This is a genomic window from Chryseobacterium proteolyticum (genome assembly GCF_046591535.1).
Classification (GTDB): Bacteria; Bacteroidota; Bacteroidia; order Flavobacteriales; family Weeksellaceae; genus Chryseobacterium; species Chryseobacterium proteolyticum.
On record NZ_JBJLWK010000002.1, the window covers coordinates 635,617 to 661,773 of the forward strand.

Annotated in this window: 32 protein-coding genes; 19 read left to right on the plus strand and 13 right to left on the minus strand. The window is 35.0% G+C overall.

What is annotated here, in order from left to right; all coding sequences use genetic code 11:
- Positions 1–23: 23 nt before the first annotated feature.
- The 4 genes from asnS to ACJ5H0_RS08880 form a co-directional block, all read right to left on the minus strand.
- A complete protein-coding gene (gene asnS / locus ACJ5H0_RS08865) occupies positions 24–1,472 on the minus strand; it encodes an asparagine--tRNA ligase (RefSeq protein WP_411248971.1) in 1,449 nt (482 codons plus the stop codon).
- 134 nt (positions 1,473–1,606) lie between these two features.
- Complete coding sequence (locus ACJ5H0_RS08870) at positions 1,607–2,206, minus strand: CDP-alcohol phosphatidyltransferase family protein (protein WP_411248973.1); 600 nt, start codon at positions 2,204–2,206, stop codon at positions 1,607–1,609.
- Between the two features lie 12 nt (positions 2,207–2,218).
- Positions 2,219–2,848 (minus strand): hypothetical protein, encoded by a 630-nt coding sequence (locus ACJ5H0_RS08875; RefSeq protein ID WP_411248975.1) that lies wholly within the window; start codon positions 2,846–2,848, stop codon positions 2,219–2,221.
- 9 nt (positions 2,849–2,857) lie between these two features.
- On the minus strand, positions 2,858–3,523 hold the full coding sequence (locus tag ACJ5H0_RS08880) for an LA_2272 family surface repeat-containing protein (RefSeq protein ID WP_411248977.1): 666 nt from the start codon (positions 3,521–3,523) through the stop codon (positions 2,858–2,860).
- Positions 3,524–3,628: 105 nt separating this feature from the next.
- Between ACJ5H0_RS08880 and ACJ5H0_RS08885 the strand changes: the two genes are divergently transcribed.
- From ACJ5H0_RS08885 to ACJ5H0_RS08895, 3 genes are all read left to right on the plus strand, one after another.
- The gene (locus ACJ5H0_RS08885) at positions 3,629–4,321 is read left to right on the plus strand and encodes a helix-turn-helix domain-containing protein (RefSeq protein ID WP_411248979.1); all 693 of its coding nucleotides are present in this window, start codon (positions 3,629–3,631) and stop codon (positions 4,319–4,321) included.
- Positions 4,322–4,386: 65 nt separating this feature from the next.
- Complete coding sequence (locus ACJ5H0_RS08890) at positions 4,387–4,557, plus strand: hypothetical protein (RefSeq protein ID WP_411248981.1); 171 nt, start codon at positions 4,387–4,389, stop codon at positions 4,555–4,557.
- Between the two features lie 72 nt (positions 4,558–4,629).
- On the plus strand, positions 4,630–4,791 hold the full coding sequence (locus tag ACJ5H0_RS08895; RefSeq protein WP_411248983.1) for an AraC family transcriptional regulator: 162 nt from the start codon (positions 4,630–4,632) through the stop codon (positions 4,789–4,791).
- Positions 4,792–4,802: 11 nt separating this feature from the next.
- Here ACJ5H0_RS08895 and rimM read toward each other — a convergent pair whose 3' ends face one another.
- A complete protein-coding gene (gene rimM / locus ACJ5H0_RS08900; RefSeq protein ID WP_411248985.1) occupies positions 4,803–5,345 on the minus strand; it encodes a ribosome maturation factor RimM in 543 nt (180 codons plus the stop codon).
- A gap of 12 nt (positions 5,346–5,357) precedes the next feature.
- On the minus strand, positions 5,358–5,927 hold the full coding sequence (locus ACJ5H0_RS08905; protein WP_172280105.1) for a 30S ribosomal protein S16: 570 nt from the start codon (positions 5,925–5,927) through the stop codon (positions 5,358–5,360).
- Positions 5,928–6,157: 230 nt separating this feature from the next.
- Here ACJ5H0_RS08905 and ACJ5H0_RS08910 point away from each other — a divergent pair, with 230 nt between their 5' ends.
- Positions 6,158–7,774, plus strand: coding sequence for a serine hydrolase (locus ACJ5H0_RS08910; RefSeq protein ID WP_411248987.1), 1,617 nt, complete (start codon positions 6,158–6,160; stop codon positions 7,772–7,774).
- A 38-nt stretch (positions 7,775–7,812) separates the two neighbouring features.
- Here the strand turns inward: ACJ5H0_RS08910 and ACJ5H0_RS08915 are convergent, their stop codons facing one another.
- The 3 genes from ACJ5H0_RS08915 to ACJ5H0_RS08925 all read right to left on the minus strand — a co-directional run bounded on the left by ACJ5H0_RS08915 (position 7,813) and on the right by ACJ5H0_RS08925 (position 9,554).
- Positions 7,813–8,325, minus strand: a complete 513-nt coding sequence (locus tag ACJ5H0_RS08915) for a nitroreductase family protein (RefSeq protein WP_273649147.1) — start codon at positions 8,323–8,325, stop codon at positions 7,813–7,815.
- Positions 8,326–8,463: 138 nt separating this feature from the next.
- A complete protein-coding gene (locus tag ACJ5H0_RS08920; RefSeq protein ID WP_172280109.1) occupies positions 8,464–8,913 on the minus strand; it encodes a hypothetical protein in 450 nt (149 codons plus the stop codon).
- Positions 8,914–9,023: 110 nt separating this feature from the next.
- Complete coding sequence (locus ACJ5H0_RS08925) at positions 9,024–9,554, minus strand: SRPBCC family protein (protein WP_411248989.1); 531 nt, start codon at positions 9,552–9,554, stop codon at positions 9,024–9,026.
- A 164-nt stretch (positions 9,555–9,718) separates the two neighbouring features.
- Between ACJ5H0_RS08925 and ACJ5H0_RS08930 the strand changes: the two genes are divergently transcribed.
- The 8 genes from ACJ5H0_RS08930 (at position 9,719) to ACJ5H0_RS08960 (ending at position 16,513) form a co-directional block, all read left to right on the plus strand.
- Positions 9,719–11,737 (plus strand): M3 family metallopeptidase, encoded by a 2,019-nt coding sequence (locus tag ACJ5H0_RS08930; protein WP_411248991.1) that lies wholly within the window; start codon positions 9,719–9,721, stop codon positions 11,735–11,737.
- A 69-nt stretch (positions 11,738–11,806) separates the two neighbouring features.
- Positions 11,807–12,064 carry a class I SAM-dependent methyltransferase gene (locus ACJ5H0_RS23135; RefSeq protein WP_458796238.1) on the plus strand — a complete coding sequence of 86 codons (258 nt, stop codon included), beginning with the start codon at positions 11,807–11,809 and terminating at the stop codon, positions 12,062–12,064.
- Positions 12,039–12,539, plus strand: coding sequence for a class I SAM-dependent methyltransferase (locus tag ACJ5H0_RS08935; protein WP_458796239.1), 501 nt, complete (start codon positions 12,039–12,041; stop codon positions 12,537–12,539). The genes ACJ5H0_RS23135 and ACJ5H0_RS08935 overlap by 26 nt, the downstream gene beginning before the upstream one ends.
- An 83-nt stretch (positions 12,540–12,622) precedes the next feature.
- Positions 12,623–14,053, plus strand: coding sequence for an RCC1 domain-containing protein (locus ACJ5H0_RS08940; protein WP_306613980.1), 1,431 nt, complete (start codon positions 12,623–12,625; stop codon positions 14,051–14,053).
- Positions 14,054–14,073: 20 nt separating this feature from the next.
- Positions 14,074–14,433: a hypothetical protein gene (locus ACJ5H0_RS08945; RefSeq protein WP_411248993.1), complete on the plus strand. Its 360-nt coding sequence runs from the start codon at positions 14,074–14,076 to the stop codon at positions 14,431–14,433.
- 546 nt (positions 14,434–14,979) lie between these two features.
- Positions 14,980–16,029 carry a serine hydrolase domain-containing protein gene (locus tag ACJ5H0_RS08950; protein ID WP_411248995.1) on the plus strand — a complete coding sequence of 350 codons (1,050 nt, stop codon included), beginning with the start codon at positions 14,980–14,982 and terminating at the stop codon, positions 16,027–16,029.
- 37 nt (positions 16,030–16,066) lie between these two features.
- Positions 16,067–16,267 carry a YqaE/Pmp3 family membrane protein gene (locus tag ACJ5H0_RS08955; protein WP_194304243.1) on the plus strand — a complete coding sequence of 67 codons (201 nt, stop codon included), beginning with the start codon at positions 16,067–16,069 and terminating at the stop codon, positions 16,265–16,267.
- A 93-nt stretch (positions 16,268–16,360) separates the two neighbouring features.
- Entirely contained in the window at positions 16,361–16,513 is a 153-nt protein-coding gene (locus ACJ5H0_RS08960; protein WP_273649161.1) for a hypothetical protein, read from the plus strand.
- On the opposite strand, the gene ACJ5H0_RS08965 is transcribed toward ACJ5H0_RS08960, so the two are convergent.
- Positions 16,510–16,998 (minus strand): helix-turn-helix domain-containing protein, encoded by a 489-nt coding sequence (locus ACJ5H0_RS08965; protein ID WP_411248997.1) that lies wholly within the window; start codon positions 16,996–16,998, stop codon positions 16,510–16,512. The genes ACJ5H0_RS08960 and ACJ5H0_RS08965 overlap by 4 nt on opposite strands.
- 4 nt (positions 16,999–17,002) lie before the next feature.
- Complete coding sequence (locus tag ACJ5H0_RS08970; protein ID WP_411248999.1) at positions 17,003–17,323, minus strand: AraC family ligand binding domain-containing protein; 321 nt, start codon at positions 17,321–17,323, stop codon at positions 17,003–17,005.
- A gap of 70 nt (positions 17,324–17,393) precedes the next feature.
- Between ACJ5H0_RS08970 and ACJ5H0_RS08975 the strand changes: the two genes are divergently transcribed.
- The 5 genes from ACJ5H0_RS08975 (at position 17,394) to ACJ5H0_RS08995 (ending at position 23,958) form a co-directional block, all read left to right on the plus strand.
- Entirely contained in the window at positions 17,394–18,545 is a 1,152-nt protein-coding gene (locus tag ACJ5H0_RS08975; RefSeq protein ID WP_411249001.1) for an Atu1372/SO_1960 family protein, read from the plus strand.
- Between the two features lie 30 nt (positions 18,546–18,575).
- A complete protein-coding gene (gene dapB, locus ACJ5H0_RS08980; RefSeq protein WP_411249003.1) occupies positions 18,576–19,376 on the plus strand; it encodes a 4-hydroxy-tetrahydrodipicolinate reductase in 801 nt (266 codons plus the stop codon).
- Between the two features lie 126 nt (positions 19,377–19,502).
- On the plus strand, positions 19,503–20,609 hold the full coding sequence (locus ACJ5H0_RS08985; RefSeq protein ID WP_411249005.1) for a TlpA family protein disulfide reductase: 1,107 nt from the start codon (positions 19,503–19,505) through the stop codon (positions 20,607–20,609).
- 193 nt (positions 20,610–20,802) lie between these two features.
- A complete protein-coding gene (locus tag ACJ5H0_RS08990; RefSeq protein ID WP_411249007.1) occupies positions 20,803–21,471 on the plus strand; it encodes a hypothetical protein in 669 nt (222 codons plus the stop codon).
- A gap of 108 nt (positions 21,472–21,579) precedes the next feature.
- Positions 21,580–23,958: a TonB-dependent receptor domain-containing protein gene (locus tag ACJ5H0_RS08995; protein ID WP_411249008.1), complete on the plus strand. Its 2,379-nt coding sequence runs from the start codon at positions 21,580–21,582 to the stop codon at positions 23,956–23,958.
- 21 nt (positions 23,959–23,979) lie between these two features.
- Here ACJ5H0_RS08995 and ACJ5H0_RS09000 read toward each other — a convergent pair whose 3' ends face one another.
- Both ACJ5H0_RS09000 and ACJ5H0_RS09005 read right to left on the minus strand, forming a co-directional pair.
- Positions 23,980–24,342: a hypothetical protein gene (locus ACJ5H0_RS09000; protein ID WP_411249009.1), complete on the minus strand. Its 363-nt coding sequence runs from the start codon at positions 24,340–24,342 to the stop codon at positions 23,980–23,982.
- The gene (locus tag ACJ5H0_RS09005; RefSeq protein WP_411249011.1) at positions 24,335–24,466 is read right to left on the minus strand and encodes a hypothetical protein; all 132 of its coding nucleotides are present in this window, start codon (positions 24,464–24,466) and stop codon (positions 24,335–24,337) included. Before ACJ5H0_RS09005 ends, ACJ5H0_RS09000 begins: the two co-directional genes overlap by 8 nt.
- A 91-nt stretch (positions 24,467–24,557) precedes the next feature.
- Here ACJ5H0_RS09005 and ACJ5H0_RS09010 point away from each other — a divergent pair, with 91 nt between their 5' ends.
- A complete protein-coding gene (locus tag ACJ5H0_RS09010) occupies positions 24,558–25,190 on the plus strand; it encodes a TetR/AcrR family transcriptional regulator (protein WP_172280141.1) in 633 nt (210 codons plus the stop codon).
- A gap of 89 nt (positions 25,191–25,279) precedes the next feature.
- Positions 25,280–26,104, plus strand: coding sequence for an AraC family transcriptional regulator (locus ACJ5H0_RS09015; protein WP_411249013.1), 825 nt, complete (start codon positions 25,280–25,282; stop codon positions 26,102–26,104).
- Positions 26,105–26,157: the final 53 nt, after the last annotated feature.

Consider the following 26,157-nt stretch of genomic DNA (forward strand, 5'->3'; position numbering starts at 1 on the left):
TAAATTTAAGGCTTTTTTTGTATCTAGAATTCAGCACTTTTCGGCGTTCTTGGAAAAGGAATCACGTCTCTGATATTCGTCATCCCTGTTACAAAAAGAATAAGTCTTTCCAGACCTAATCCAAATCCTGAGTGAGGTACCGAACCAAATTTTCTGGTATCCATATACCACCAAAGTTCTTCTTCCTCAACATGCATTTCCTTCATTTTCTGTCTAAGAACTTCAATTCTTTCCTCCCTTTCAGAACCTCCGATGATTTCTCCGATTCCAGGGAAAAGAACATCCATTGCTCCTACTGTTTTGTTATCATCATTCAAACGCATGTAGAATGCTTTGATATCTTTCGGATAATCAAAAAGAACTACCGGGCTTTCAAAATGTTTCTCTACCAGGAATCTTTCATGCTCAGACTGGAGATCGGCCCCCCAGCTTTCGATTGGGAACTGGAATTTTCCTTTCTTATTCTCTTTAGAATTCAATAATATTTCAATAGCTTCCGTATAGCTTACACGCATAAAACGTTTAGCCACTACATTTTGAAGCTTTTCTATAAGACCTTCTTTAGCTCTTTCCTTTTCAGGCTTAGCTTTTTGTTCTTCGGCAAATCTTTTATCTAAAAATTCAAGATCATCTTTACAGTTATCCAATACATACTGGATCACATATTTCAGGAAATCTTCTGCCAGATCAATGTTATCTTCAAGGTTGTTGAAAGCAACCTCTGGCTCTACCATCCAGAATTCCGCAAGGTGACGGGTAGTATTTGAATTTTCAGCACGGAACGTAGGTCCGAAGGTATAAATTCTTCCCAATCCCATAGCAGCAGTTTCGCCTTCCAGCTGTCCGGAAACAGTAAGATTGGTTTGCTTTCCAAAGAAATCCTGACTATAATCAATAGCTCCATCTTCTGTTCTCGGAATATTATTCAGATCAAAACCAGTCACCCCGAACATTTCTCCCGCTCCTTCAGCATCTGCACCTGTAATGATCGGTGTATGAATGTTGAAAAACTGATTTTTGTTAAAGAATGAATGAATAGCAAAAGTTACCGCATGACGTACTCTGAATACAGCACCAAATAAATTGGTTCTGAATCTTAAATGCGCCTGCTCACGAAGTTTTTCCAGACTGTGTTTCTTTGGCTGAAGAATCGTTGTCTGTAGCTCCTCCGTAAAGTTATCTCCTAAAATAACAATCTTCTTAGCAATAATCTCTACCGTTTGTCCTGCACCCTGGCTTTCAACAACCTCTCCTACCACTTTTAGGGAAGAAGCTGTACTGATCTTATTGATAATTTCTTTATCGAAATTTTCAAAGTCAACAATTATTTGCAAATTATTAATTGTAGATCCATCATTTAATGCTATAAAGCGATTTGCACGGAAAGCTTTTACCCAACCGTATACCGTAATGTCATGATGTAATACCTTTTTGTAATCCTGTAGGATTTCTTTAATCGTTTGCTTTTTCATTTGTTGATTATAAATTTTCGTATAAAAATTAATGTCTGCAAAGTTACAAAAAAACAGCGCAAGTTGATGATTGCGTCGTCTTTAAAAAATCATCGACCCATTATTTAATATAAAATCTATTTTTCATATTCAATTTAGTTAAAGAATATCGTTTTTTTCCTTTGTTTACCTCTTCTTATTTTCCAGGCATGATAGGAGCTTGGAACATCATATTCCCATTTTGGAAGAAGTAAAATGATTAAGATCACATCGATATGGGAAATCAACCCCAGACCAAGTGACAGATAGAAAGCCCAAGTGATTTCCTGAAATCCAATGAGGTATGTAAAGGCAATCAACAGACTTACTCCCCACATCTTTGCAAGAAAAGCGTGTGTACAGGTCTCTTTTCCAAATTTCCAGATGCTAATTATATAACACAGAGCCTCCATAATAAAAATCAGAAGAATACCTGTCCATTCCTTTTTTATCAGTTCAGGATTCAGAATATATGATGAGACTCCTAAAGAGAGCCAAAAAATAAGATCTGTCTGGCTATCCAGCCTTCTTAATTTTTCAGAGGAAACACCTGTCTTTCGGGCAACAATTCCATCAAAAATATCTGTTAATAGTCCAATATACATCAATACTAAGATTAAAGACCTGAATCCCTCACCTTTCAAATAGCTTAATAAGAGTACAGTTGGAGCAATAAAAAACCGTATTGCGGTAAGTATGTATGGTAACTTTTTCATGATGCACTGTTTTTAAAATTTAAAATGTATACTTGTTTCTATTGAAAAAGAATTAAAACCGGATGGAACTGCGTTTTTCTGTAAAAGCCTAAAAGGCATATAAGATCCTTGTATCCCCAATCCAAAATTATTCTTCCAAAATCTTATTCCCTGACCGATCCTTAATGATGCAGTACTCATGGTATTTGTATCGACATATATCGTATTTCCATTGTCTTTTTCTGGCTTATCACCAGGAATACCATTCCCATTAAAGAAAAGGTTATGCATACTCAGTTCACTCACCCATTCTAAGCTGTTATTCTGGACTGGATATTCTTTTACCATTCTTAATCCTATATTCAATAAAAATTCTTTAGATCTGACATGATAAAATTCTCCGTTTTTACCATACTCAAAATCGTATCTGCTTGTGCTATGATAAAAATTTAACCCAAATTCAAGATGAGCTTTATTTTCTTCAATAGGAAACCTATACCAGTAACCTACATAGACACCAGGCATCTGGCTCTCTTTATAAGATGAAAAACTAAGAAAACCTCCCGCTTCGACCATTGATCTCCTCTCCTTCTTTGTAGATTCTGTAAGCAGTTGTGCATGTAGATTGACTACCATTAATACACAAAGAGCTAAAACTTTCATATTACAGATTTAAAAGTTGATAAAAGGCAGACTACGTTTACCGTTCTTGTTCCAAAAACCAATCTGCAGCCCTTTCATCTTACGGGATTTATTAAACAAACCAACCTGCATCCCTTTTGCCTCATGACCTTTATTATAAATGCCAATCTGTACTCCTTTTAGCTGATTCGAATCGTTGAATGCTGAAATACTTATGCCATTCAATTCTGCACTGCTTACTCCCAGACCAGAAATCAGTATTCCACTTCCTTTATTAATATCAGTAGAAAGACCTCCAATTGAAATACCTTTCATAGTATACCCATAATTATATAATGAAATAGTAATTCCATTATGACTTGTACCTCTTCCATATCCTGCACCGGAAATAGTAAGACCATTTACCACAAGATGGGGCATTGCATTCGTAGATTTTGAAGGATCAAATAACATCCAGATCAAAACACCTACTGGATTAGGTTCTAAATTAATTCCATTGATTTTCCTCACCCTTCCTTTATGATAATCAAAAGCATCTCCCATTCCTACAGCAATTCCATCTACTTCTTTGATATCTTTTTTCAAGGGAGTAAATGCAATTATTTTCGTTTTCGTTTCTAAAACGGCAATACTATCCTGAGCGTATAATACGCTAGTTGCAATAACACTAATTATAGAAAAAATGATTGTTTTCATAGCTGATTACTTAAAAATTACAATTCAAAATTATCAGCAGAACAGTCTAGTCTCAATGTGAAAAGGAATTAAAAAAAAATACTACATTTGTGAAAATCACAAATTATGCATCAGGAAGCACTACTAAAGGAGATCCGAAGAAAAATAGGTGATCGCTCATTAAATGATGAGATCGCCAATATTCTGAATATAAGTTATGATGCGGCTCATAGGAGAACTTCTTTAAAAGCTAAATTTAGTTTTGAGGAGGCATTGGAACTGGCTAAACATTATCAGATTTCTTTGGATCAATATTTAAGAACTGAAAATCAACTGGTCGTAAGAAGAACACAGCCGGTACGAACCACAGAAGACTTATTAAACTATTTTGAAAACTCACTTGAGATTCTCGATGTTTTCCACAACATCACCAATTCTCAGGTCTATTATTCTGCAAAGGACATTCCATTTTTCTATACGATTTCAGATTCCATTTTATCCCGCTTTAAATTTTATGTGTGGATGAATTTATTAAATCAGGATCAGTTTCTGAGCCCGTTTAATGAATTCAAAATGGAGTATCATTCTCCTAAAAATGAGATGCTAATCGAATTGTACGAAAAACAGAATGTCACAGAAATCTGGAATGACACCACAATCATGAGTGTATTAAGACAGATTTCTTTTTACTCCGAAATTGGATTATTAAAAAAAGAAGAAGCCTCTCTGATCCTGGAAGATCTCAAAAAAATTATTAGAAGATTTAGAAAAAAAAAATGCTTCAAAAGTCTAATTTTCAAATATTTGCTAATGATTTAGTAATTTTAAACAACAGTATTTTATTTAAAAATGATCAACAGTGCTCTTTCTTTATTCCGTTCAGTATGTTTGGATATATGATGACCAATGACAAGATGACCTGCCAGGACTCATTAAGTTATTTTGAGCATCAGATTAAAAATTCCAGATCATTGAACACTTCAGGAAACAGAGATAGAAAAATGTTCTTTAATGCAATGTATCAGCAAATTGAAAATCTAAAGGAAAAATTATAATGGACTCACTTCGTAAAGGTGAATTTTTCGGGCAAACCAGTCAAACTCTTGATTTTAATGGTTTAACCAAAATTGAAAGTAAATAAATCACTTGGTTTTCTTCATAGAAATTATGGATTCCTAACAGATATCGCTCTTGAATGCGGTTTTTCTGATCAGAGCCATTTCATCCTTTGCTTCAGGGAAAACATGGGAGTTACCCCGTTAAAACATAGAAATCTTTTAAATAGGTAATGCAACAGATGTTACTCGTCCTTCTTAGATGGAACTAGAAAGACATCAATAAGCCCTTCAGGCAATTGCATTTTAATAAACCTTTCTTCTCTGTTTACTTCGAGAATCCAGTCTTTAATGATAGGAATAACAACTTCTTTTCCATCCAGGTTGGTTACAAAATACGTTTGAGCTGTCTGATCATTGATTGAACGAATAACACCACAGTCATTATCATGTTCATCAAAAATAGTAAAACCAATTACTTCGTGGTAATAAAATTGTTTTCCGGTGAGTTTAGGAAGGGAAGCAAGCGGTAAGTATACACTTTTCCCCAATGACTGATCCACTAATGCTTCAGAAGAGTTTCTAAATGCGATATTCAGAGCATCAGACTTGCTCCAGGATGATTTTTCAATAAAAAAAGGAACCAATAGTCCGTTGATTTCAACGAATATTGATTCCAGTTTATTGTAAAGTTCGGGTTGATCGGTATCCAATTTAAGGATAACGTTTCCCGCAAGGCCATGTCTGCGTGTGATTTTACCTAAAAAGTAGCAATCGTCTTTACGCATACATGGTGTTTCTTAAGCTTCAGTGTTTTCTTCAGTTTCAGCAGCTGGAGCTTCTCCTTCTGCAGTTTCTTCAGCAACAACTTCTTCAGCAGGTGCGTTAGCAGCTTCCTCAGCAGCTTTAGCATCAGCCTCAGCTTGTGCAGCAGCAGCTAGTCTAGCTTCATTTACTTTTACTTCAGCTTCTAAAGCAGCTTTTTTAGCATCAGCCTGAGCTTTAGATAAACCTTCTACTTTCCCTTGCACTTTTTGTTCTTTAGCATCTACCCAAGCAGCAAATCTTTTTTCAGCCTCAGCCTCATCAAAAGCTCCTTTAGCAACACCACCTTGTAAGTGTTTTTTGTAAAGTACTCCTTTGTAAGAAAGGATAGCTCTTGCAGTATCAGTTGGTTGAGCACCGTTGTTTAACCACTTTACAGCAGAATCAACGTTCAAATCAATTGTTGCAGGGTTAGTAATTGGGTTGTAAGTTCCTAGTTTTTCGATGAATCTACCGTCTCTTCTAGCTCTAGCATCTGCAACCACGATGTGGAAAAAAGGTTTTCCTTTTTTACCGTGTCTTTGTAATCTGATTTTTACTGACATAATGTTTGAATTTTAAGGGAACTCGTCCCAGTTAAATATTTAAGTGTGCAAAGATAAATAAAATTTCTAATGTATCAATAAAAATGTAATAATTTATCTGTCTCATCGTATAACAAGTAAAAAAGAAATCCGGATTACAGCCAGGTTCGGTTAAAGTGGAAACAATTATTTTTTGGAGACAGGTCCCGGATACATTTTTTTTTAGATCTTTGGGGACAAAATCTAAATTGATGAAAAATTTATTGCTGTTTGCTACAATTCTGTTGTTATGTCAAAGTGTACAAAGTCAATCTAAAAAGGAAAAGATTGAAAAATTAATTAGCGCTTACAGCCAACTCAATCGTTTTAACGGGAGTGTTCTGGTCTCAGAAAAAGGAAAAATAATTTTTGAAAAAAGTTACGGTATCAAAAACTTCCAAACACAGGAAAAAAACACCAATCAAAGTATCTACAGAATATACTCTACAACAAAGTCATTTACTGCAACGACAATTTTACTATTAAATGACATGGGAAAATTATCCTTACAGGATAAACTGACAAAGTATTTCCCTAACTTTCCAAAAGGAGATAGTATCACTATTGAACAATTATTAACTCATACTTCCGGAATTCAGAATAATGCTAATCCTGAAGATACAAAAGATGAGAAAACATTTATAAATTTTATAAAAGCTCAACCCTTGGATTTTTCTCCCGGAAGCCAATGGAATTACAGTAATTCCAACTATTATTTATTAGGATATATCATCAACAAGACTGCTGGAATGTCTTACCAGAAAGCTATTCAAAAGTACATTCTCGATCCGTTAAAAATGACCAATACCGGTTTTGGGTTTAAAGAATTGAAAAATAAAAACAAAACAACGGGGTATGAATTTTTATCAAAGAATAATTTCCGGGAAGGTATAGTCTATGATTACGACCATCCCCATACTGCAGGAGCAATGTATTCTACAGTGGAAGATTTGTATAAATACGAGGAGGGACTTAAGAGTTATAAAATTCTGAAAAAGGAAACTTTAGAAAAAGCACAAACACCATTTCATAATTACCATTATGGTTATGGCTGGGATATGTCTCCGATAAAAGGAAAAGAAACTGTTGGGCATGATGGTGGTGGCCCTGGATTCGTTTCAAGATTCTTTACAATTCCACAAGACAACATCAGCATTATCATATTAAGCAATCTGCGAGATGACAGTCTTTATTCAATGACAAGCAAAATAGTCTCTATTTTTTATAACCTGCCTTATCAGATTCCTACCCGTATTAACATTGATTTCAACAGGCTAAATCAATTAAAAGGAATTTACAACACCTCAGACTCTAATTTTTATATTTCCGTTAATGATGGTATGCTTACTTTGGTTGATTCTGACACAAGAAACAAGGTTTTCTTCCCGGAAAGTGACAGGAAGTTTTACACTGAAGATAATGACGGGAACAAAATTCGATTTGAATTTGAATCTGATAAAGACGGAAAGGTCAATTTGTTAAAAATAACCTCTCCAGATGGGAAGATCACAGAAGCTGAAAAGACCAGTGATTCTTTTTCTTGGGGAATTACAGGAAGTGCTACTCCAAACGGATGGGGCGGACCAGATATAAAATTAATTTCTGAGAACAAAAACACCAATATTTTGAAGGCTCAAAATATCCTTTTGAAACCGGGTGAAATAAAGTTCAGAAGCAATAATGAATGGGTAATAGAATTAGGTATCAACGGATATGGGAAACTGGTAGAACATGGCAATAATATAAAAATAGCCAATGAAGGCACTTATGATGTAGTTTTGGATATGACCGATGAAACTAATCCTACCTATCAGGTGATTAAAAAATAACTTCCTTCGGTAGAATTAATTTCACAGACATAATTAATTTAATCCTGTCTTCCCATATAGAAAAGCCCTAAACATCTTTGGTTTTCTTCAATGGTTAAAGAATCTTTCAGGTGATTGACAATTCCAGGAGAACTCCAATAACACCCTATTTCATTGGCTGTGCAAGTAAGATACATATTCTGTACAGCCATTGAAACAGCTGCTATTTCCTCCCATTCCGGCACCATTCCACTGAAGTTGACCACAATGGAAACAACAACATCAGCTTTGTTTATTTTAAAGCCTATATCATCATATTTCTTCTGCAGGAAAGTTTGTTCGGACTGGGTTGCTTTGTAAATATTCTGCATTTCTAAAGCCAGCTGAGCTTTTTCTTCACCCCGGAAGGTTTTAAAACGCCATGGTTTTGTACGTTTATGATTCGGAGCCAGTGTTGCGGAATGTAAAATCTCATCAAGGATATCCTGAGAGATTTTTGTTTCGGTATAATCTTTAGGGAAGATACTTCTTCTTTGTTCTATGATCTCTTTTAGAATTTCTGCTTTATTCATAGAGACAAAATTACGAAAAAGTTGATGTGAGACGATTGCGAATAAGCATATTATTAATTATGAATATTAATTTTTCTTATTCAGTAATCGCCGTATTATTGATGTTTAATTGATAATCATGAAATACATGGTACTAATCTAAAGTACTTCAACAATTTTCTGATGAATATTATTCAAAGTAAAAGCATCTCCCGGTTTCATTCCCATCATCTTTTTAGCCATAGGGCTTTGCGGTGAAATGGCATAGAAACGATCTCCTTCAAAAAAGAATTCACCCAAAGAAACCGAAATGTAAAATCTTGCTTTATTGGTTATCACCAAAGAACCCAATTGAACTTTTTCCGTGGCATTATTTAGAACTTTCGACATATTCCTTTTCAGGTCATTAAGTGCTCCAAGCTGCTTCTGCATCTGATAAATCTCTTCCTGCATTTCTTCGCGCATGCTGTCATATTTTGGAGTCTTCTTAATGTCTCGGCTCGCATCCAAAGTGAATTCTATAAAATTCTTTAGCTTCTCAATCTTTTCGGCGATCACGTTTTTAACATAATTTCTTATGTCACTTTTCTCAAATACGATCTTCTCCATAAATCTAATCTTTACATAAAGATAATATTTTTTTAAATAAATATATTTATCTCCGAAAAATTAAAAATCAGGTTTAAAAAGCCCTGTCTGCTCACAAGGCTTTTCTTATTTTACCGCTCTGTTAATTTCTTAAGTTCCCCGAGCCCCTGATCAAAAGTCTTTCCCATCTGGCTATCCATCATAGGCTTCATAGGTTTCATCATAGTGCTGAGCTCATCATCCATAGTCCAGGTTACTTTAGTTCCATTTCCTTCCGGAGTCAGGATAAAATTTGCAACTGCTTCACCTTCGAAAGGTCTGATAAAGTGAAGTTTACTGGTTATTTTTTCATTGGGGGTTACTGCAGTAACGGTTTGTACTCCTTCTCCAACATCGTTATTCCCCTTCCATTTGTAAGAATCTCCTACTTCACCACTCGTACCGGAATAGCTGATTGCAATGTTTTTATCTGGTTTAATGAAAGGATTCCAGGTATTAAAAGCTTTTGTAGATCCAACATGTTCCCATACTTTTTCCTTCGGAGCATTGATAACTACTGATCTTTCGAAATGATACTTGTTGCTGAAAGCCACCATAGCAAATACGGCATACAAAATAGCTAAAACAATGAGTATCCCTAAGATTTTCAAAATTGTTTTCATAGTTTTTAGATTTTAATGTTAAGCCAAAATTACGCATTCCTGTTATAACACTGCTTTTCTTATGACAAGATTATGCTGATCGCTACTTTTTGTCATAACCGATAATTAAGGCATTATTTTTGACGAATTCAAAAATCAAGTTTACATCAATAAAAAATAGAATAATGAATATTTTAACAGAAAACTTCAAAACACCTTACCATACTGCTCCTTTTGATCAAATTAGAAATGAAGATTATCTTCCCGCTTTTAAAGAACTAATACAGAGATCTGAGGAAGAAATCAACGCTATTGTTGATAATAATGAAGCTCCCACATTTGAGAATGTTATTGAAGCACTCGCCTACTCCGGTGAAAAATTAGATATTCTTTCCAATATTTTTTTCAATGTAAATTCTGCGGAAACAAACGATGAATTACAACAAATCGCAGAAGAAGTTTCACCTATTTTAAGTGAATATTCTTCAAAAATTTCGCAAAACGAAGCACTCTTCAGCAAAATCAAAAAAGTATATGAAGAGAAGGAGAAATACAATCTTAATGAAGAGCAGCAAATTCTTTTGGAGGAAACCTATAAAGGTTTTGTACGAAGCGGTGCATTACTTAATGATGAGGACAAAGAGAAGTTAAAGAAGATCAACATGGATTTATCTTTGAAATCCCTGAAATTCGGCCAAAATGTACTGGCATCAACCAACGCCTATTTTAAGCATATTACCAACAAAGAAGATTTGGCAGGTATTCCTGAAGCCATCATAGAACAATATGCTGAAGAAGCAAAAGAAAGAAACCTAGAAGGCTGGGTCCTTACATTGCAATATCCAAGCTATGTACCATTCATTACGTATGCTGAAAACCGTGAACTAAGAAAAGAACTGGCTTTGGCCAATGGTAAAAAATCTTTTGATGGCGGTGAATTTGACAATCAAAACCTTATCAAAGAAATTATTAATCTGAAACAGAAAAAAGCAGAATTGCTCGGATATAAAAATTATGCTGACTTTGTATTAGAAGAAAGAATGGCCAAATCTCCAGCTAAAGTTTTGGATTTTTTAAATGAATTACTGACCAAGGCAAAACCTTATGCAGGAAAAGAAATTGACGAATTAAAAGGATTGGCAAAAGAAGATGGTATTGAAGAAATGCAAGGTTATGATCATCCTTTCTACGCTGAAAAACTTCGCAAAGAAAAATTTGATCTTAATGATGAAGAGCTTAAACCTTATTTTCCTTTAAATCAGGTTCAGGATGCGGTTTTCGGATTAGCCAACAAGCTATTTGGATTATCTTTTGAGGAAAGAAACGATATTCCTAAATATCATGACGACGTAAAAACCTATGAAGTAAAAGAAAACGGAGAGTACAAATCATTGCTGTATGTCGACTACTTCCCCAGAAAAGGTAAGAGAGCAGGTGCCTGGATGACCAGCTATAAAAGTCAGTATAAAAAGAATGGTGAGAACTCACGCCCACATATTTCAATCGTCTGCAATTTCAGCAAACCTACCAAAGATACTCCAAGCTTATTAACATTTCAGGAGGTAACCACGTTATTCCATGAATTTGGCCATGCTTTACATGGTATGCTTGCCAATACCCAGTATCCAGGATTATCCGGCACTTCGGTAAAGTGGGATTTTGTGGAACTGCCGTCTCAATTCCTGGAAAATTTCTGTTATGAGCCGGAATTTTTAAAAACCTTTGCTAAGCATTATAAAACAGGTGAAGTTCTTCCTGATGATAAGATTCAGAAAATTGAACAATCTAAAAACTTCATGGAGGGATATCAGACGATGAGACAGTTAGGTTTTGGAATACTTGACATGATGTACCACACCAATGCAGGTGAATTAGAGAGTGAAAGCGTAAAGAACTTTGAAGATAAATACACCAAAGCAACCCAACTCTATCCCACGAATCCGGAAACAGCTATGAGTCCGAGTTTCTCTCATATCTTCCAGGGGGGATATTCTGCCGGATATTATTCTTATAAATGGGCGGAAGTTCTGGATGCGGACGCATTCCAATATTTTAAAGAAAATGGAATCTTTAATCCGGAAATTGCTGCCAAATATAAAATCCTTCTGTCTTCAGGTGGAACAAAAGATCCCATGGAATTATATAAAAACTTCAGAGGAAGTGAACCGAAAGTAGAAAGTTTATTAAAAAGAGCATTTGGATAATTACCATTTCTAATTATGAGGCATTAAGACCGCTAATCTATACAACAGATTCACAAGTACATTTTTATTATGAAAGAAAACAAATACGATGATCCTTCTTTTTTCAGACAATATGAAAAAATGCTTCGCTCTCAACTTGGATTGGAGGGAGCCGGAGAATGGTATGTTTTAAAGGATATGCTACCCGATTTTACAGAAAAGAATGTACTTGATCTCGGTTGTGGTTTTGGCTGGCACTGCCGATATGCTATAGAGCAAGGGGCAAAATCTGTAATTGGAATTGATCTCTCTGAAAAAATGCTTGAAAAAAGCCAGAGAGATCAATAACCTAAAAGGTATTGAGTACTTTCGGAGTGCTCTTGAAGAGGTAACTTATCCAAATCAAACCTTTGATGTAATTTTAAGTTCTCTTACCTTACATTATGTAGAATTATTTGATACCATTGCTCAAAATATCTACAAATGGTTAAAACCCGGAGGTCAGTTTGTATTTTCTGTAGAACATCCTGTTTTTACTGCCGAAGGCACTCAGGACTGGAGTTATGATACCCATGGAGAAAAGCAACATTGGCCGGTGGATAACTATTTTATCGAAGGAAGGAGAAACACTACATTTCTTGGTGAAAATGTTGTTAAATACCACAGAACATTAACGACATACCTTAGCTGTTTATTAAACCAAGGATTCAAATTAAAGGAAGTTGTAGAAGCCCAACCAAGTGAGGAAATGCTCAAACAATTTTCAGAAATGAAAGATGAATTGCGAAGGCCGATGATACTCATAATGAGCTATGAAAAGTGAAATTAATTTTTAATGAAATTTTAATCTTAAGTCATTCTAAAAAAAAATTATTTTTACTGCCTAAAATAAAAACACAAACAGTAATGATCAAAAAAATTAGCTTAATAGTCATCTATTTTGCGCAATATCTTCTTATTCATGCACAGGTAGGTATAGGAACAGTTTCACCAAAAGGCATTTTACACCTACAAAACACAGACAAAGAATTGGGAATCGTTATTCCAAGAGTTTCCACTGCGGAATCTGTAACAGGAGTTACTGTAAGCCAGCCTTTAGAAGGCACTCTTGTTTATGACAACAGTAAGAATTGTTTAAGGGTCAGAAATTCAGCAACAAGCTGGTCGGATTGTCTTGCAGACGAAAATGATGTAACTCCGGAAATAAGATTAGGCCGTAAAGGAAGAAAAATTGGTGTCGTTAGGGATAATGCGATGGTGTATATTAATCCTATTGATAATGATGCAGTCTATGGTCTAGGAGCAAATACCGGAGGACAAATTCCTAGCTCAAATTCCTCCAATTATTCAATACCCGTTATTAAAAACAACTCTTTCAAAGATGTTTCTATGGGACAAACTTATGGGCTAGCAGTTGCCAAAGATGGAACTTTATGGGGTTGGGGAACGAATACTTATGGAAGAATCGGTGATGGAAACACCGGAAATGTTTTTGCCCCAAAAGTTATTCCGTTACCTGGTGGAGTTCTTGCAGAGCGTGTTACAGCCGGATATTTTAATGCCCTCGTTTTGGGAGTGGATAAAAAGTTATACGTTTCAGGATACTATGCTTATTCTGTAACAGGAGGTGGAGAAACAGCGGATGTGAGACCTTTTAAGAAAATAGCCTTTTTTGATGACAAGGAAGTCGTTGATATGGAGGTTGGAATGCAGCAGGCAGTAGCCGTTACCAGTGATGGAAATATTTACGTATGGGGACTAAACGGTGGATATGTAAAACGTATCGGGCTTCCTGATGGAAATGTTTATCTTCCAACTCTACTCGACACATCTTCTATATTCAATTCTGGAGAAAAAGTCTCTCAAATTACCATGGATAATACAACCAACGGTGGTGGATTTATTACCAATCAGGGAAGATATTTTACTTTTGGATACGTGTACGATTACGGAATACAAGGTGTAACCAATACTACACCCATCGAAGTTACTTCAGAACTACTCGCTGCTGATGAAAAATTTGTTGGATTTGATTTAGATTACTACGGTGTTGCCTTAATTACCAATAAAAACAGACTTTTTGTGGCAGGGCGAAACACCAATGGAAGACTTTCCACAGGTGGCACCACACATCTTAAAACTTTAACATTAGCTGATACAAGTAATATTGACGGTCAGATGATTGATGTTGCCTTTGGGGTCAGCAATATGTATATTCATGTAAAAGATAAAAATGGGAATTTCAAACTGTATGGAGCAGGAAGCGGCTCTAATAACCAATTAGGCAAAGCCGGAAATTCTGGTAACAATCCATTACTCATAGATGTTTTACAATAACACTCACAAAAAATAAACTTATGACAAAACAATTGACGATACTATTAATATTTTTTAGCCTGTGTCCATTATTTTACGCTCAGGTAGGAATAGAAACAGAAAAACCAGAAGGTATCCTTCATATAAAGAACAAAGACAATAAAAATTTAGGACTTGTACTGCCAACAGTACAGAATGTAGATTCTGTAACTACACCCGATAATATGACCCCTGTGGAAGCAACCTTAGTATATGATATGAGTAAACATTGTTTACGAATTAAAAACTCAGAGACAAACTGGTCAGATTGCCTGCTGGACAAAACGCAACTTAGCCAAATGTCTGCTGGTAAAAGTTTTAACAATCCTAAAAATAATATTGAAACAAATACAAATAAATAATGGCTAATAAAGTTATATTATCAGTATTTCTATTTGTTGTGCATTAGGAAAGGCACAAGTGGCTATCGGAACGAATAAACCAGAAGGTTTACTCCACCTCCAAAATAGGGATAAAGAAATGGGTCTTGTTATTCCACGTGTAACCTCTGCTGAATCCACAACAGGATTAACAAGTCTGATTCCTGTTAAAGCTACGCTAGTGTATGATAACGATAAAAAGTGCCTACGGATTAAAACCTCTGAAAACACTTGGTCTGGTTGCTTAATAGACGCTAGCAAACTAAAAAAAAATTTCAGCTAAAAACTGATCTAAGGATTTATAAAAAATGAAATCATATCAGGCTACCAAATTGGGTAGCCTATTTTTTACCTGTATATCCACCTTCTATTCCATTCATTTTATTCTAATAGCAATCCAAGTTACCAATACCTATAATTAATACAAAAGAAATAACTATATTGTATTGCATAGTAATGAAATTAAATTATATCTTTGTATAGCACAATAGATTATTGAGCTCAAATAAAACTTTTAACCGATTCATTTTGTTATTCTTTTTTTCTTCAAGTCTTATTTTTGCACAAACTCTGGAAAAAAGGATCGATGATGTAATTCTTAAAGAATTCAGTGATGCAAAAGCTCCTGGTGGTGTATTTCAGGTTACACAAAAAGGTAAAGTCTTATATCAAAAGGCTTTTGGAAAGGCGAATCTGGAACTTGATGCTAATCTTCATGCGGATTATGTATTTGAAATCGGCTCCATGACCAAGCAATTTACTGCTATAGCCACTTTAATGCTCGAACAACAAGGAAAATTAAGCGTTAATGACCCTATTTCTAAGTACATCAAAGACTTTCCGAATGGTGATAAAATTACTATTCATCATTTACTGACCCATACTTCAGGAATCAAGGATTTTACGAAAATGAAATCGATCACAACGATTGCCCAAAAGGAAATGAAGCCAGAAATGATGGTTGATTTTTTCAAAAATGAGCCGGTAGATTTTGCTCCCGGAGAAAAGTTTGATTATAACAACTCAGGATATGTTGTATTGGGTCATCTGATTGAATTAATTTCAGGAGATTCCTATGAAAATTTCATACAGAAAAATATTTTTGATAAAGCCGGCATGAACCATTCTTATTATGCATCGGACAGAAAAATAGTTCTCAAGAGAGCATCTGGATATCATAAGAAAGAATCCGGTTACGTAAACAAGACCCTTATCAGTTTCAGTGTTCCTTTTTCCTCAGGCTCACTGATGTCCACGCTTGAAGATATGCTGAAATGGCAAAATGCATTAAATAAAAATATTTTACTAAATTCACAGGAGACCGAAAAAGCATTTCAAAAATACAGGCTTAATAATGGTGAAGAATTTACCTATGGTTATGGCTGGCACCTTAAAGACATTAACGGAGTTGCTTCCAGAGAACATGGAGGCAGTATTTTTGGATTTAAATCAATGGGGGTATATATTCCGTCAGAAGACCTGTATGTAGTAGGATTCAGTAATTGTGATTGCCATTCACCTACTGAAACGGTAAGGAATATGACCAAACTTGCACTTGAAAATATCAACAGAAATTAATTAAAAGAAAAGTATCACTATTTAAAATCTTACAATCATGTTACTAGCAATTTTATTACCCTTTTTATCTTTTATCGTTCGTGGAAAAGTCCTAACCGGAATATTATGCCTGATTTTACAGATCACTGTAATCGGCTGGGTCCCTGCTGCAATTTGGGCAGCTCTCTCCCTGAATAATGAAAGAGCAGATAAGCGAAACCGTGACCTCATCAAAGCAGTAAAAGAAAGCCAGAGATAATTATTCTAAGCTTATGATGTTTGGAAAGAAGATCAATTACTGAAATGAAGGCAACTGAATTGCTATTGATTATTAATAAAAACACACTTTACTATGCTGAGTTTTTATTGTATTTATGATGATCAGCCCACTCCTGTCTACCCTGAAAAGATTGATCTGGAACTAGCTGGAGATCTTTTTACACCTCTTCAAAATAAAGGAAGATTAAGCAGAAAACCAAACTCAGAAAAAGTCAATGCAGACTAGAAAATAATATCTTTTTTGGCTTTCGGTGCTTCCTTCATAATGGAAGCATAAGAAGAGGTAAAAGCAGAAAGACTTTTATATCCTATTTTAAAAGCTATTTCACTTAAGGTATATTGCCGGGTATCGATAAGCTCCACACTCTTTAAAATCCTGATCAATTGTCCGTACTTCTGAAGAGTAATTCCTGTCTGCTCTTTAAATATCCTCTGTAAACTTCGGACAGACATTTTTGCAAGGTCTGCCATATCGCTCACATTAAAACTTTCCTGATAATGGCTGTTAATATAATCACAAACAGGAATTAAGCGATGATCTTCAGGAACAGGAATTTCCAGAAAACGACTTTCATTACAAAAGTTAGGCAAACTATTTAACAATGCTTTTAGAAAAACGGTTTGCTCCTGATCTTCAGTATCCAGTTTATTCCATTTTGAAGCATATAAAAGCATCTCTTTCAAAACAGGAGGTGCCGCAAAAACATGCACTTCTTTAAAAAAAATCAGATGGTAAAAGCTTTTTAAATAAAATGACCATCAGATTTACTGATCTTGCATCAGAAGTAGTGCGGTGCTTAACTCCGGAAGGGATCCAGATCACATGATTTTTAGGAACAAGATATATTTTCTGCTGAATATGCAGATACTGATACCCTTCTTCCACATAAGTGAGTTGGGCCCTTTCATGAATATGCTCATATTCATCATGTTTCCAGTTTTCCTCATACCACACATAGGCATCCTTCGAGATGGTATCATTGTAGAAACCCTGATTCGTTTCAATCAATCCGCATTTAAGTTTGGCGTTTTGCATATTCTTTTTGGCAAAGTTAATAAAAACGACATTATTAATTTTGTATCTGAATGTTAGACCTTAAAAAAATATGAAAAATATAAGCAAGATCATCACTGCTTTCCTACTTCTGATAATAACCCAATCTATGATGGCACAAGAACATAAAGCTAGAGTTCTGGTTCTGTTTTATTCGGATAATGGAGGAACTTATGAATTAGCAAAAGAAATATCAAAAGGAATTGAAACCCAAGGAAATGTACAGGCTGTAATTAAACAGGTAAAAGCGTCAACCCATCCCAAATTAAAAGATATCCCTATAGCCAGCGTCGAAGAACTCTCTTCCTACGACGGAATTGCATTTGGATCACCCGTTTATTTTGGAAATATCAGTACGGGAATGAGTGAGTTCTTATCAAAAACGGTTGGATTATGGACCACCCATGCATTAGAAGGAATGCCGGCGACCGTCTTCATGTCTGCAGGAAGTGGTGCAGGAAAGGAGCTGGCTATTCAGTCTTTTTGGAATAGCCTGGCCGTTCATGGAATGGTACTGGTATCGAATGGTATTCGTGGTGCAGAAAACATAGACAAAAATACCCCACAGGGAAACACCGTTCTTGGAGTAACCAGCCTTGCTTCAGTTAAAAATGTAGAACGCCCCAGCGAAAGTGAACGTTATATTGCCAGAATGCAAGGAGAAAACTTTGCTAAGATAGCAGCAGCATTGAAAGATATCTTTCCCCATAAGATGACATCGGAAAATGATATCCAAGAAAAAACAGCTAATATCAACACTGTCTTAAAACAAAAGCAGATCATTCTTCCACAGGTTCCTAAACCTGCAGGAAATTATCAGCCCTATGTACGTTCAGGAAATCTGGTTTTCATTAACCAGGTTGCATTAAAAGACGGGAAAATCCTCAATCCAGGAAAACTAGGCCTTTCACTTACTGAAGAACAGGTAAAAGAAGCTACGAAAGTGACCATGCTTAATGTTCTTTCTGTATTAAATGAGGCCTTGGGTGGTGATTTAAACCGCGTAAAACGTTGTGTACAGCTTACGGGAATATTTAATACAAAAGACGACTATACTAAACACGCAGATCTTATGAATATAGCATCCGATCTTACTGTAGAAGTATTTGGAGAAAAAGGAAAGCATGCAAGAGCTACCTTTGGAGCATCATCGATTCCTGTTAACTCTTCCGTTGAGATTCAAGCTGTATTTGAAGTGGAGTAAAAAATATTAATTAACTTAAACAAAAAAATCATGATCAAAATATTCATTGCAGGGGCTACCGGATGGGCCGGCTCTGAGCTGAGCAAAGCTATTTTTAAACAAAAGGGAATGCAGCTGGTCGGTGGATTGTCCCGTTCCGGCAGTGGAAAAAACCTCGCTGAGATCCTTGATTTAGGGAATGAAAAAATTCCGGTATTTGATACCATTGAGAAGGCTTTAGATGCCCTTGACTTCGATGTGTTATTTGACTACACAAAACCTGATGTTGCCAAAACCAATGTCCTGGCGGCCGTAAAAAGAGGTAAAAAAGTTATTGTGGGAACTTCAGGCCTTACAGGAGAAGATTATGCAGAAATAGAAAAAGCTGCCATTGAAAATGATACTTCCGTACTGGCGGTAGGAAACTTTGCGATCACAGTTGTTCTTCTTCAAAAGTTTGCTGAAATTGCTGCAAAATATATTCCCAACTATGAAATTATAGATTATGCACACGAGCTAAAAATCGATACCCCAAGCGGAACGGTAAGGGAACTCGCTCACCGATTAGCCCAGGTTCAAAAACCCGTTGTCCCTATTCCTACGGATCAGCTGGTTGGTGAAAAGGCAACTAGAGGAGCAGAAATGGAAGGGGTTCATGTTCATTCCGTAAGGCTTCCGGGACATGTTATTGCTGTAGAAACTATTTTTGGGTTAAAAGATGAAAAATTAATCATCAGACACGATTCAGGAACCAGTGCAGAACCTTATGTAAAGGGTGGGTTACTTGCTATTGAAAAAATAGGCACATTCAAAGGTCTCAGAAGAGGACTGGATACAGTAATGGATTTTTAAATAAAATTACAAAGGGTAAAAAAAGGAGACTAAATAAGTCTCTTTTTTTTGTGATATTTCCTGAAAACAATAACGGAAGTTACTCATAAAACAATATCTTTAATTTTTTAAAATCTCAATTTATTTATGAAAAAAATTTCACAGGTCTTACTTTTTTTATCATTCTGTACTATTTATTCCCAAACCAATTTTAAAATGGATATCAGTGCTCCGGTATTTGCTAAAGATTCCATAACCATTGCTCCTCCGATGGGAATGGGAGAAACCCATAAACTGTACAATTTTACCATTCAACCGGAAAAAGGTGTAAGATTTATGAAGGGTTTTAATACCGCATTTATCACGATCGATGACTCAAAGACAGTGACCGGACAAATAGAATATCCTCAGCCTGTTATCTTTGGATATTTTAATGCTGTAGAAAAGGGAGGATATGGTTCTGATATTTTTTTCATTGAAAAAGGGGATTACAAGATCAGTATCGTGGATAAAAATCTGAATTTTACGTCAGGTTCTGAAACGCCAACCAACGCCGAATACAAAAAACTGAAGAAGTTACTTGAGATAGCAGACAAAAAATTAAAACCTTATGAAGACAATAATCCTGGTGATATTGAAAGTAAACAAAAGCTGCTGAGAACCTATATTACTAAAAATCCAAACTCCTATGTGGCGTTCTGGGAAATCGTAAATGATTTCTCAAAATACGGTTTTAACCCAAGCTATGTGGAAAATATGCCCTTATTTTCTAAAAAGATAAAAGGGATATTCAGTTATAAAGAATTTGAGAAAATCCTGAAAATAGAAAATGCTACAAGTGTCGGTGCAAATTTCCCGAACCTGAAACTTAATTCAACCGATCAGATAAATAAATCCAGTTTTTCTGACCACAAACTTACCTTGATAGATTATTGGGCTACAACCTGCAAACCTTGTATTAAAGATTTGCCCAAGCTGGTCACCTTATATGAAAAATATAAGGATAAAGGTGTGCAATTCATAAGTGTTGCTGACGATATTGTGAAAGACAGAATGGATCGTGCCAATACAATACTGAACGAAAATAAAGTAAGCTGGAAAAATTATTTCGATGTGAATCAGGCATTCCTCAATAAGCTTCATGCTACCGGATATCCTCTACAAATTCTGGTAGATCAAAATGGAAAGATCATTGCCAGAAAGTTCGGCGAACTGGATCAGATTGCTGGGGAAATAGAAAAACACATTCAATAATAAAAAAATGACAGCCAAACAGCTGTCATTTTTTTGGCCATCAGTAAAATCAGAATTGAACTTTATCCGACTTTGAAAAGACAGAAGAAAGCATTGCATACAAAACCAAAAAATATATTCAACTTATATCACCGCATATTTGTATCTTTAAATACATCTAAAGGTTTTATTGTTAATTTTTTGATACAAAATTATGGCAGAAAAAATTTATTTCATAAAAACTAACCCTACTATTGCCAAGATCAATTTGTACAATAAGCTTTGCCGTGAGGAAAATTCAGCACTCAGATATCTGGATGATGACAAAAAAACCAGCCTTGAAATTATTAAGGCTAAAGTAAAAGACAGTGTCGAAAATCTTACACCTGATGAACTATGCAGTATTTTTCACTGGTTTCAGGGTGAATATCATGATACAAGTGCAGATCCATCAAATTCAAAGGAAGAAGTAATTAATCAGCTTTTTATTAATGGGATTGATCAGTTTTACGAAATTTCTCCTCCTGACGTTACTCCATTCAACCAGATTATTTCCGATTATCAGAAATATTCTCAAAGCACTTTACCCTATAAGTTCAATACAGAAGAATTCAGTCCTTTTCTTATCTATGGAATATTTTTTACCGGACTACTCAGCCGGTTCCATAAAAAAGAAAACAGCCATATTCTTTTAATGGACTTTTTAAAGCCGGATCATAAGGATTTATATTCCTTCGCTGAAGACAAATTCAATGCTGTTCAAACCAATCCTGAAACAGGATCACTCTTTGATCATGGTGTTCAACTTTCAACACACTTCGGTGAACTCTATGACCTAACCCGATTTTACAAAGACCCAATTATCAAACTTCACGACTCTTAAAATATAGATTTATCTATAAGGATACCATATTTTTTTATAAAATTCACTATCAAATGAATAATGATGTAACATTATTTTCTTAAATTGCCCCTGTCAGTAAATAATGATATGGTTCGAAAGATATTTACCTTCATATTTTTCTTATTTTCTCTTTTCATCTATGCTCAAAGCATTGAAGGAAGTATTATTGACGGACATCACAAGCCTGCGGTAGAAACTGAAGTGGTTATAACAAACGATACTGAAAAATTTTCTGCTATTACAGATCAGAACGGAATGTTTAAAATAGTTCTGAATAAAAATGGAATTTATTTATTAGAGGTTATTCATGACGGAATAAAAGTAGAAAGCGAAAAAATAACTGTTAGCGGAAATCTTACTAAAGACATCCATATAAAAGAAAATACACCTTTTGAGCAAAAGATAGAAGGAGTTTCTGTTTCCATAAAGAAAAAGCTATTTGAAAGAAAAGTCGACCGATTGGTTTTTAATGTTGAAAACTCTATTGCATCACAAGGAATAGATGTCGTGGAAGCATTAGCAAAAACTCCAATGGTACGGGCTACAGATGATGCTATTTCTATTGCAGGAAAAAGCAATGTTGCAGTGATGTTGAATGATCGGATCTTAAATTTATCCGGTCAGGAATTGATCAATTATCTAAAAACATTACGCTCGGATGATGTCGCTAAAATTGAAGTTATCACTACACCTCCTGCCAAATACGAAGCAGAGGGGAAAAGCGGGCTGATAAATATTATTCTGAAAAAGAAGGCTGATATGGGATGGAATGGCTCTTTACAGACATCAGGAAGTTACTTTTATGGAAAACCTACCGTCAGTGCAAGAAGTGGAGCCGGTTTTAATTACCAGGGGAATAAATTATCTCTTACAGCCAATTTATCAGCAGGAGATAATTATTGGGACAGTTCATCTTACAATTATTTAACAGGCACTACTAACTCAAATTACTGGAACACCGATTCCAAAGAACTGTACAATAACAAATACAAAGGAGCCAATCTGAAAGGAGAATATAAAATCAGTGATAAACACCTTGTAGGATTCAATTATAATTACTCTTTCGGCAACCCATTCGAAAAGGCTGAAAATTATACATCTATTTTTAATGAAACAGGGAAACTCAATGTATTCTCCGACAGTAAAAATAAAAATCACAGAAACCTTCACAATACCAATGCTTTTTACGATATAAAGCTTGACACAATTGGAAGTAAACTTAGCATATCAGGTAATGTATTAATTAATAACGCACACGCCGATAACTTTTACAATACCGTCACCGATACCAAAGTTTCTACTCTTACCAATCCTGTCAGCAGGTACCGGATCTATTCAGGTCAGGCTGATCTGGAAAAGAATTTTGTCAAAATAAAAACGGAATCAGGTTTGAAATACACCAAAATAAAAAACGCATCTGATTTTAATTTCTTCAATATTGAGAATGGGCAATATATTTTGAATAGAGAAAGGACTAATACATTTATCTATAATGAAGAGAACTTTGCTGCGTACCTGTCTACCAGCTTCAAAATCAATGATAAATGGGATGCAAAAGCGGGCCTTCGTTATGAGTACACTACACTGGAAGGCATTTCATTAAATGATAATTCTTCTGCCAACATCAATTACGGAAAATTTTTCCCTACGGCTTATTTAAGTTATAAACCTAACGAAAACAATACATTTACATTAAATTATTCCAGAAGAATTTCGCGGCCCTATTTCGGAAACCTTAATCCCTTCAAATATTATACTTCAGAATATGAATATAATACCGGAAACCCATATCTTCTTCCCTCTTTTTCAGACAATTTTGAGTTGGGTTACGTGCTCAAAAATAATTTAAACATTACACTCTACTACAACTATAATAAGGATAATTGGGATAGAATACAGGTCGTAGAAGGAAATCTGAAATACAGTATTGTCAAAAATTTCTATAATCAAAATCAGGCAGGTATTAACATCAGCTACAATTATAATAAGCTTACATGGCTAGAATCTAGTGCATTCCTAAATGGGTTTTATGTCAAATCCAAATCATATCTTCCTGAAGCGGTGGCAGCACCGGCAGGATATGGAGCCAATATTAACATGGATAATAACTTCTTCCTTAATAAGGAAAAAACATTGACTTTAATGCTAGGTATATGGGCAAACATTCCCAACAGAATTGGAAATACTTATTTTAATGGAAACGGATCGGTGTATACGGGAATAAAATTAAACCTGATGGAGAAAAAATTAATGATCAACTTATACCTGAATGATGCTTTAAATACCGACCGTAATAAGGGAACAGAATATTATCCCAATTATAATGTAGAGTATTATTCCAAAGGAACCTCACGAAATATGTTATTTTCAGTAACCTATAAATTCGGTAATAATGATATAAAGGGAGCAACCAAACAAATGAAGTTCGAAGAATCAAACAGAGCTGGAGGAAGCAATGGTAATTAAAATAAGTAGGACAACAACAGTTTAGATTGGTACTTTTTTATACTGAAAAAGAAGGTGGTATCCAATTCCTCCGATGGAATAAGCCAGTACATCAAAAAAATCTCCAACAAAGTGATCAGAAACCAATGGACAAAACCATTCAAATAAAAGAGAGAGATAAATAACCGATCTTATGATAAACTTTAGATCGGGCTGCCACCGGAAACCCAATATTTTATTCATCCCATATTGTATCAGATAACCGTACATGGGAACTGTAATAAGATCTGTAAAATAATCATTGAACCAGGGAATAGTAATTCCATTCTTTCGGAAAATGATAATGGCTGACCAGATGAATAAGCCGCATAAAAATAAGACCGAGATCCTGTATTTTCTAAGCATGTAATACCGCCATAATGATCCCTAAAATGACCTGCAGAACCTTGACCATCACTTCCTGCAAGTCTTTTCCATCTTTTCCTCTCTCTGCCACTTTTTCGTAATCAAATTTTTGTTTCCCTTCCATTGCATTTTGATTTCTGAGTACAAATATACAAAAATTAGAACAAATGTTCTAATTTTTAAAATATTCAAAAAATCTCTCTTATATTTGAGGCATGAAAACCAGGGAAAAGATTATTTCAACAGCAATCCAGCTTTTCAACGAAAAAGGATACAATACAATCACGACAAGACATATTGCGGCTGAACTCAATATAAGTCCGGGAAATCTGCATTACCACTTCAAACATTCTGAAGATATTATTAAAGTTGTTTTTTCCGAACTCCTACTGGCAATGGATGAAATGATGAATACACTTCAGCAAACTGATCATAAGACCTTACAAAACTTATTTGACTTTACTTACCGTACTTACGAAATTTTCTATTCTTATCGTTTTATCTTCCTCAATTTCGTTGATATTCTAAGAAAAATTCCAGAAATAAAAACTCAGTATGAACAAATTAATTTGCACAGGAAAACTGAATTTGAATCTATATTTCTTGATTTTCAGAAGAACAGGATCTTCCGGGAAGATATCCCTGATTTTATTATAAATAACCTTAGCACCCAAATATTTATTATTGCCGATAATTGGGTTACCCATAATAGCCTAACACTCAATCTACCAAAAGAAGAAGCAATTACGCATTACAGCCTTATCCAGATGAATTTGTTTTACCCTTTGTTAAATCCTGAACAGCAGAAATTATATCGATTGAATTTTATTCAAAAACTTAAAAAATAAATCTCAATTTGTTTTTAATTTTACCATTCAGTTAAAACGATGTAGTAATAAAAATCCTTTATTTTTACATCATAATAAATGGCTTTTAAATGTCCGGATCATCAACACAATATAATGGTTACAGAATCTCAGTTCCGCCGGAATTCGAGAATATATTTTCACATTTCTATTTTGCTGAAAACAATTCCGAATTTCCGGTAACCAAGACATTGCTGCCCACGTATCAGACGATATTGCTATTTTGCTTTGGGGAAAGTGCATCAATGGTAACCAAGGAAAAAACGATGATAACGGTAGATAAGTGTGTCGTTTTTGGGCCTATCAGGCACTCTTTCGACTATACGTTGCCTTCCGGAACTTCAATTCTTGTAGCTAATTTCAAAGATGATGCTTTTTATCGTTTTTTTGGAAAAGCGTGCATCTCATATCAGGCCGCGATAAATCCTGACGAGCTTCTTGAAGAAAACTGTTTTACCAATCTATGGCATCAGATTTCAAAAATTAATTCTACTCAGGAACAGGTAAATTATATTCTTGAGTTTTGTAAACCCTATTTGCAGGAGCGGGATCTCACAGGTCAGCTCTTGAGTGATTTTACAAATAAAAATTTAAACCCCATTAAAACAATTGCTGAAAAGACCAATCAAAGTGAACGAAGTATTCAGCTAAAACAAAAAGAGCAATTTGGATATTCATCCAAAGAGATCAGCCGGTATAACAGGTTTTCAAAAGCCATCCAGCTTATTGAGAAAGAAATTGCCAATCAAAACAAAGTTGAATGGTTTACCATTGTTGATGAGTGTAATTATTACGATCAAAGCCAGCTGATCCATGATTTCAAGCACTTCATACATCTTTCACCTTCACAGTTCCTGAAGTTTCAGCAGGACATCTGCAACCCAAAATCGGATTAGGCACTTCGTTTTCTTACAATTTTTGTGTACTCAGCTATTCTACCTTTGTCCTG

Excerpts from the sequence above, each read along its gene's own strand:
- ACJ5H0_RS08970 (WP_411248999.1), bottom strand. The coding sequence starts at position 17,323 with ATGCAAAACGCCAAACTTAAATGCGGATTGATTGAAACGAATCAGGGT.
- ACJ5H0_RS08905 (WP_172280105.1), bottom strand. The coding sequence starts at position 5,927 with ATGTCAGTAAAAATCAGATTACAAAGACACGGTAAAAAAGGAAAACCT.
- ACJ5H0_RS08955 (WP_194304243.1), top strand. The coding sequence starts at position 16,067 with ATGTTACTAGCAATTTTATTACCCTTTTTATCTTTTATCGTTCGTGGA.
- ACJ5H0_RS08885 (WP_411248979.1), top strand. The coding sequence starts at position 3,629 with ATGCATCAGGAAGCACTACTAAAGGAGATCCGAAGAAAAATAGGTGAT.
- ACJ5H0_RS08995 (WP_411249008.1), top strand. The coding sequence starts at position 21,580 with ATGGTTCGAAAGATATTTACCTTCATATTTTTCTTATTTTCTCTTTTC.
- ACJ5H0_RS08945 (WP_411248993.1), top strand. The coding sequence starts at position 14,074 with ATGACAAAACAATTGACGATACTATTAATATTTTTTAGCCTGTGTCCA.
- ACJ5H0_RS08875 (WP_411248975.1), bottom strand. The coding sequence starts at position 2,848 with ATGAAAGTTTTAGCTCTTTGTGTATTAATGGTAGTCAATCTACATGCA.
- ACJ5H0_RS08915 (WP_273649147.1), bottom strand. The coding sequence starts at position 8,325 with ATGAATAAAGCAGAAATTCTAAAAGAGATCATAGAACAAAGAAGAAGT.
- ACJ5H0_RS08975 (WP_411249001.1), top strand. The coding sequence starts at position 17,394 with ATGAAAAATATAAGCAAGATCATCACTGCTTTCCTACTTCTGATAATA.
- ACJ5H0_RS08925 (WP_411248989.1), bottom strand. The coding sequence starts at position 9,554 with ATGAAAACAATTTTGAAAATCTTAGGGATACTCATTGTTTTAGCTATT.
- dapB (WP_411249003.1), top strand. The coding sequence starts at position 18,576 with ATGATCAAAATATTCATTGCAGGGGCTACCGGATGGGCCGGCTCTGAG.
- rimM (WP_411248985.1), bottom strand. The coding sequence starts at position 5,345 with ATGCGTAAAGACGATTGCTACTTTTTAGGTAAAATCACACGCAGACAT.
- asnS (WP_411248971.1), bottom strand. The coding sequence starts at position 1,472 with ATGAAAAAGCAAACGATTAAAGAAATCCTACAGGATTACAAAAAGGTA.
- ACJ5H0_RS08880 (WP_411248977.1), bottom strand. The coding sequence starts at position 3,523 with ATGAAAACAATCATTTTTTCTATAATTAGTGTTATTGCAACTAGCGTA.
- ACJ5H0_RS08985 (WP_411249005.1), top strand. The coding sequence starts at position 19,503 with ATGAAAAAAATTTCACAGGTCTTACTTTTTTTATCATTCTGTACTATT.
- ACJ5H0_RS09000 (WP_411249009.1), bottom strand. The coding sequence starts at position 24,342 with ATGCTTAGAAAATACAGGATCTCGGTCTTATTTTTATGCGGCTTATTC.
- ACJ5H0_RS08960 (WP_273649161.1), top strand. The coding sequence starts at position 16,361 with ATGCTGAGTTTTTATTGTATTTATGATGATCAGCCCACTCCTGTCTAC.
- ACJ5H0_RS23135 (WP_458796238.1), top strand. The coding sequence starts at position 11,807 with ATGAAAGAAAACAAATACGATGATCCTTCTTTTTTCAGACAATATGAA.
- ACJ5H0_RS09010 (WP_172280141.1), top strand. The coding sequence starts at position 24,558 with ATGAAAACCAGGGAAAAGATTATTTCAACAGCAATCCAGCTTTTCAAC.
- ACJ5H0_RS08990 (WP_411249007.1), top strand. The coding sequence starts at position 20,803 with ATGGCAGAAAAAATTTATTTCATAAAAACTAACCCTACTATTGCCAAG.
- ACJ5H0_RS08890 (WP_411248981.1), top strand. The coding sequence starts at position 4,387 with ATGTTTGGATATATGATGACCAATGACAAGATGACCTGCCAGGACTCA.
- ACJ5H0_RS08940 (WP_306613980.1), top strand. The coding sequence starts at position 12,623 with ATGATCAAAAAAATTAGCTTAATAGTCATCTATTTTGCGCAATATCTT.
- ACJ5H0_RS08930 (WP_411248991.1), top strand. The coding sequence starts at position 9,719 with ATGAATATTTTAACAGAAAACTTCAAAACACCTTACCATACTGCTCCT.
- ACJ5H0_RS08910 (WP_411248987.1), top strand. The coding sequence starts at position 6,158 with ATGAAAAATTTATTGCTGTTTGCTACAATTCTGTTGTTATGTCAAAGT.
- ACJ5H0_RS08870 (WP_411248973.1), bottom strand. The coding sequence starts at position 2,206 with ATGAAAAAGTTACCATACATACTTACCGCAATACGGTTTTTTATTGCT.
- ACJ5H0_RS09005 (WP_411249011.1), bottom strand. The coding sequence starts at position 24,466 with ATGGAAGGGAAACAAAAATTTGATTACGAAAAAGTGGCAGAGAGAGGA.
- ACJ5H0_RS08920 (WP_172280109.1), bottom strand. The coding sequence starts at position 8,913 with ATGGAGAAGATCGTATTTGAGAAAAGTGACATAAGAAATTATGTTAAA.
- ACJ5H0_RS09015 (WP_411249013.1), top strand. The coding sequence starts at position 25,280 with ATGTCCGGATCATCAACACAATATAATGGTTACAGAATCTCAGTTCCG.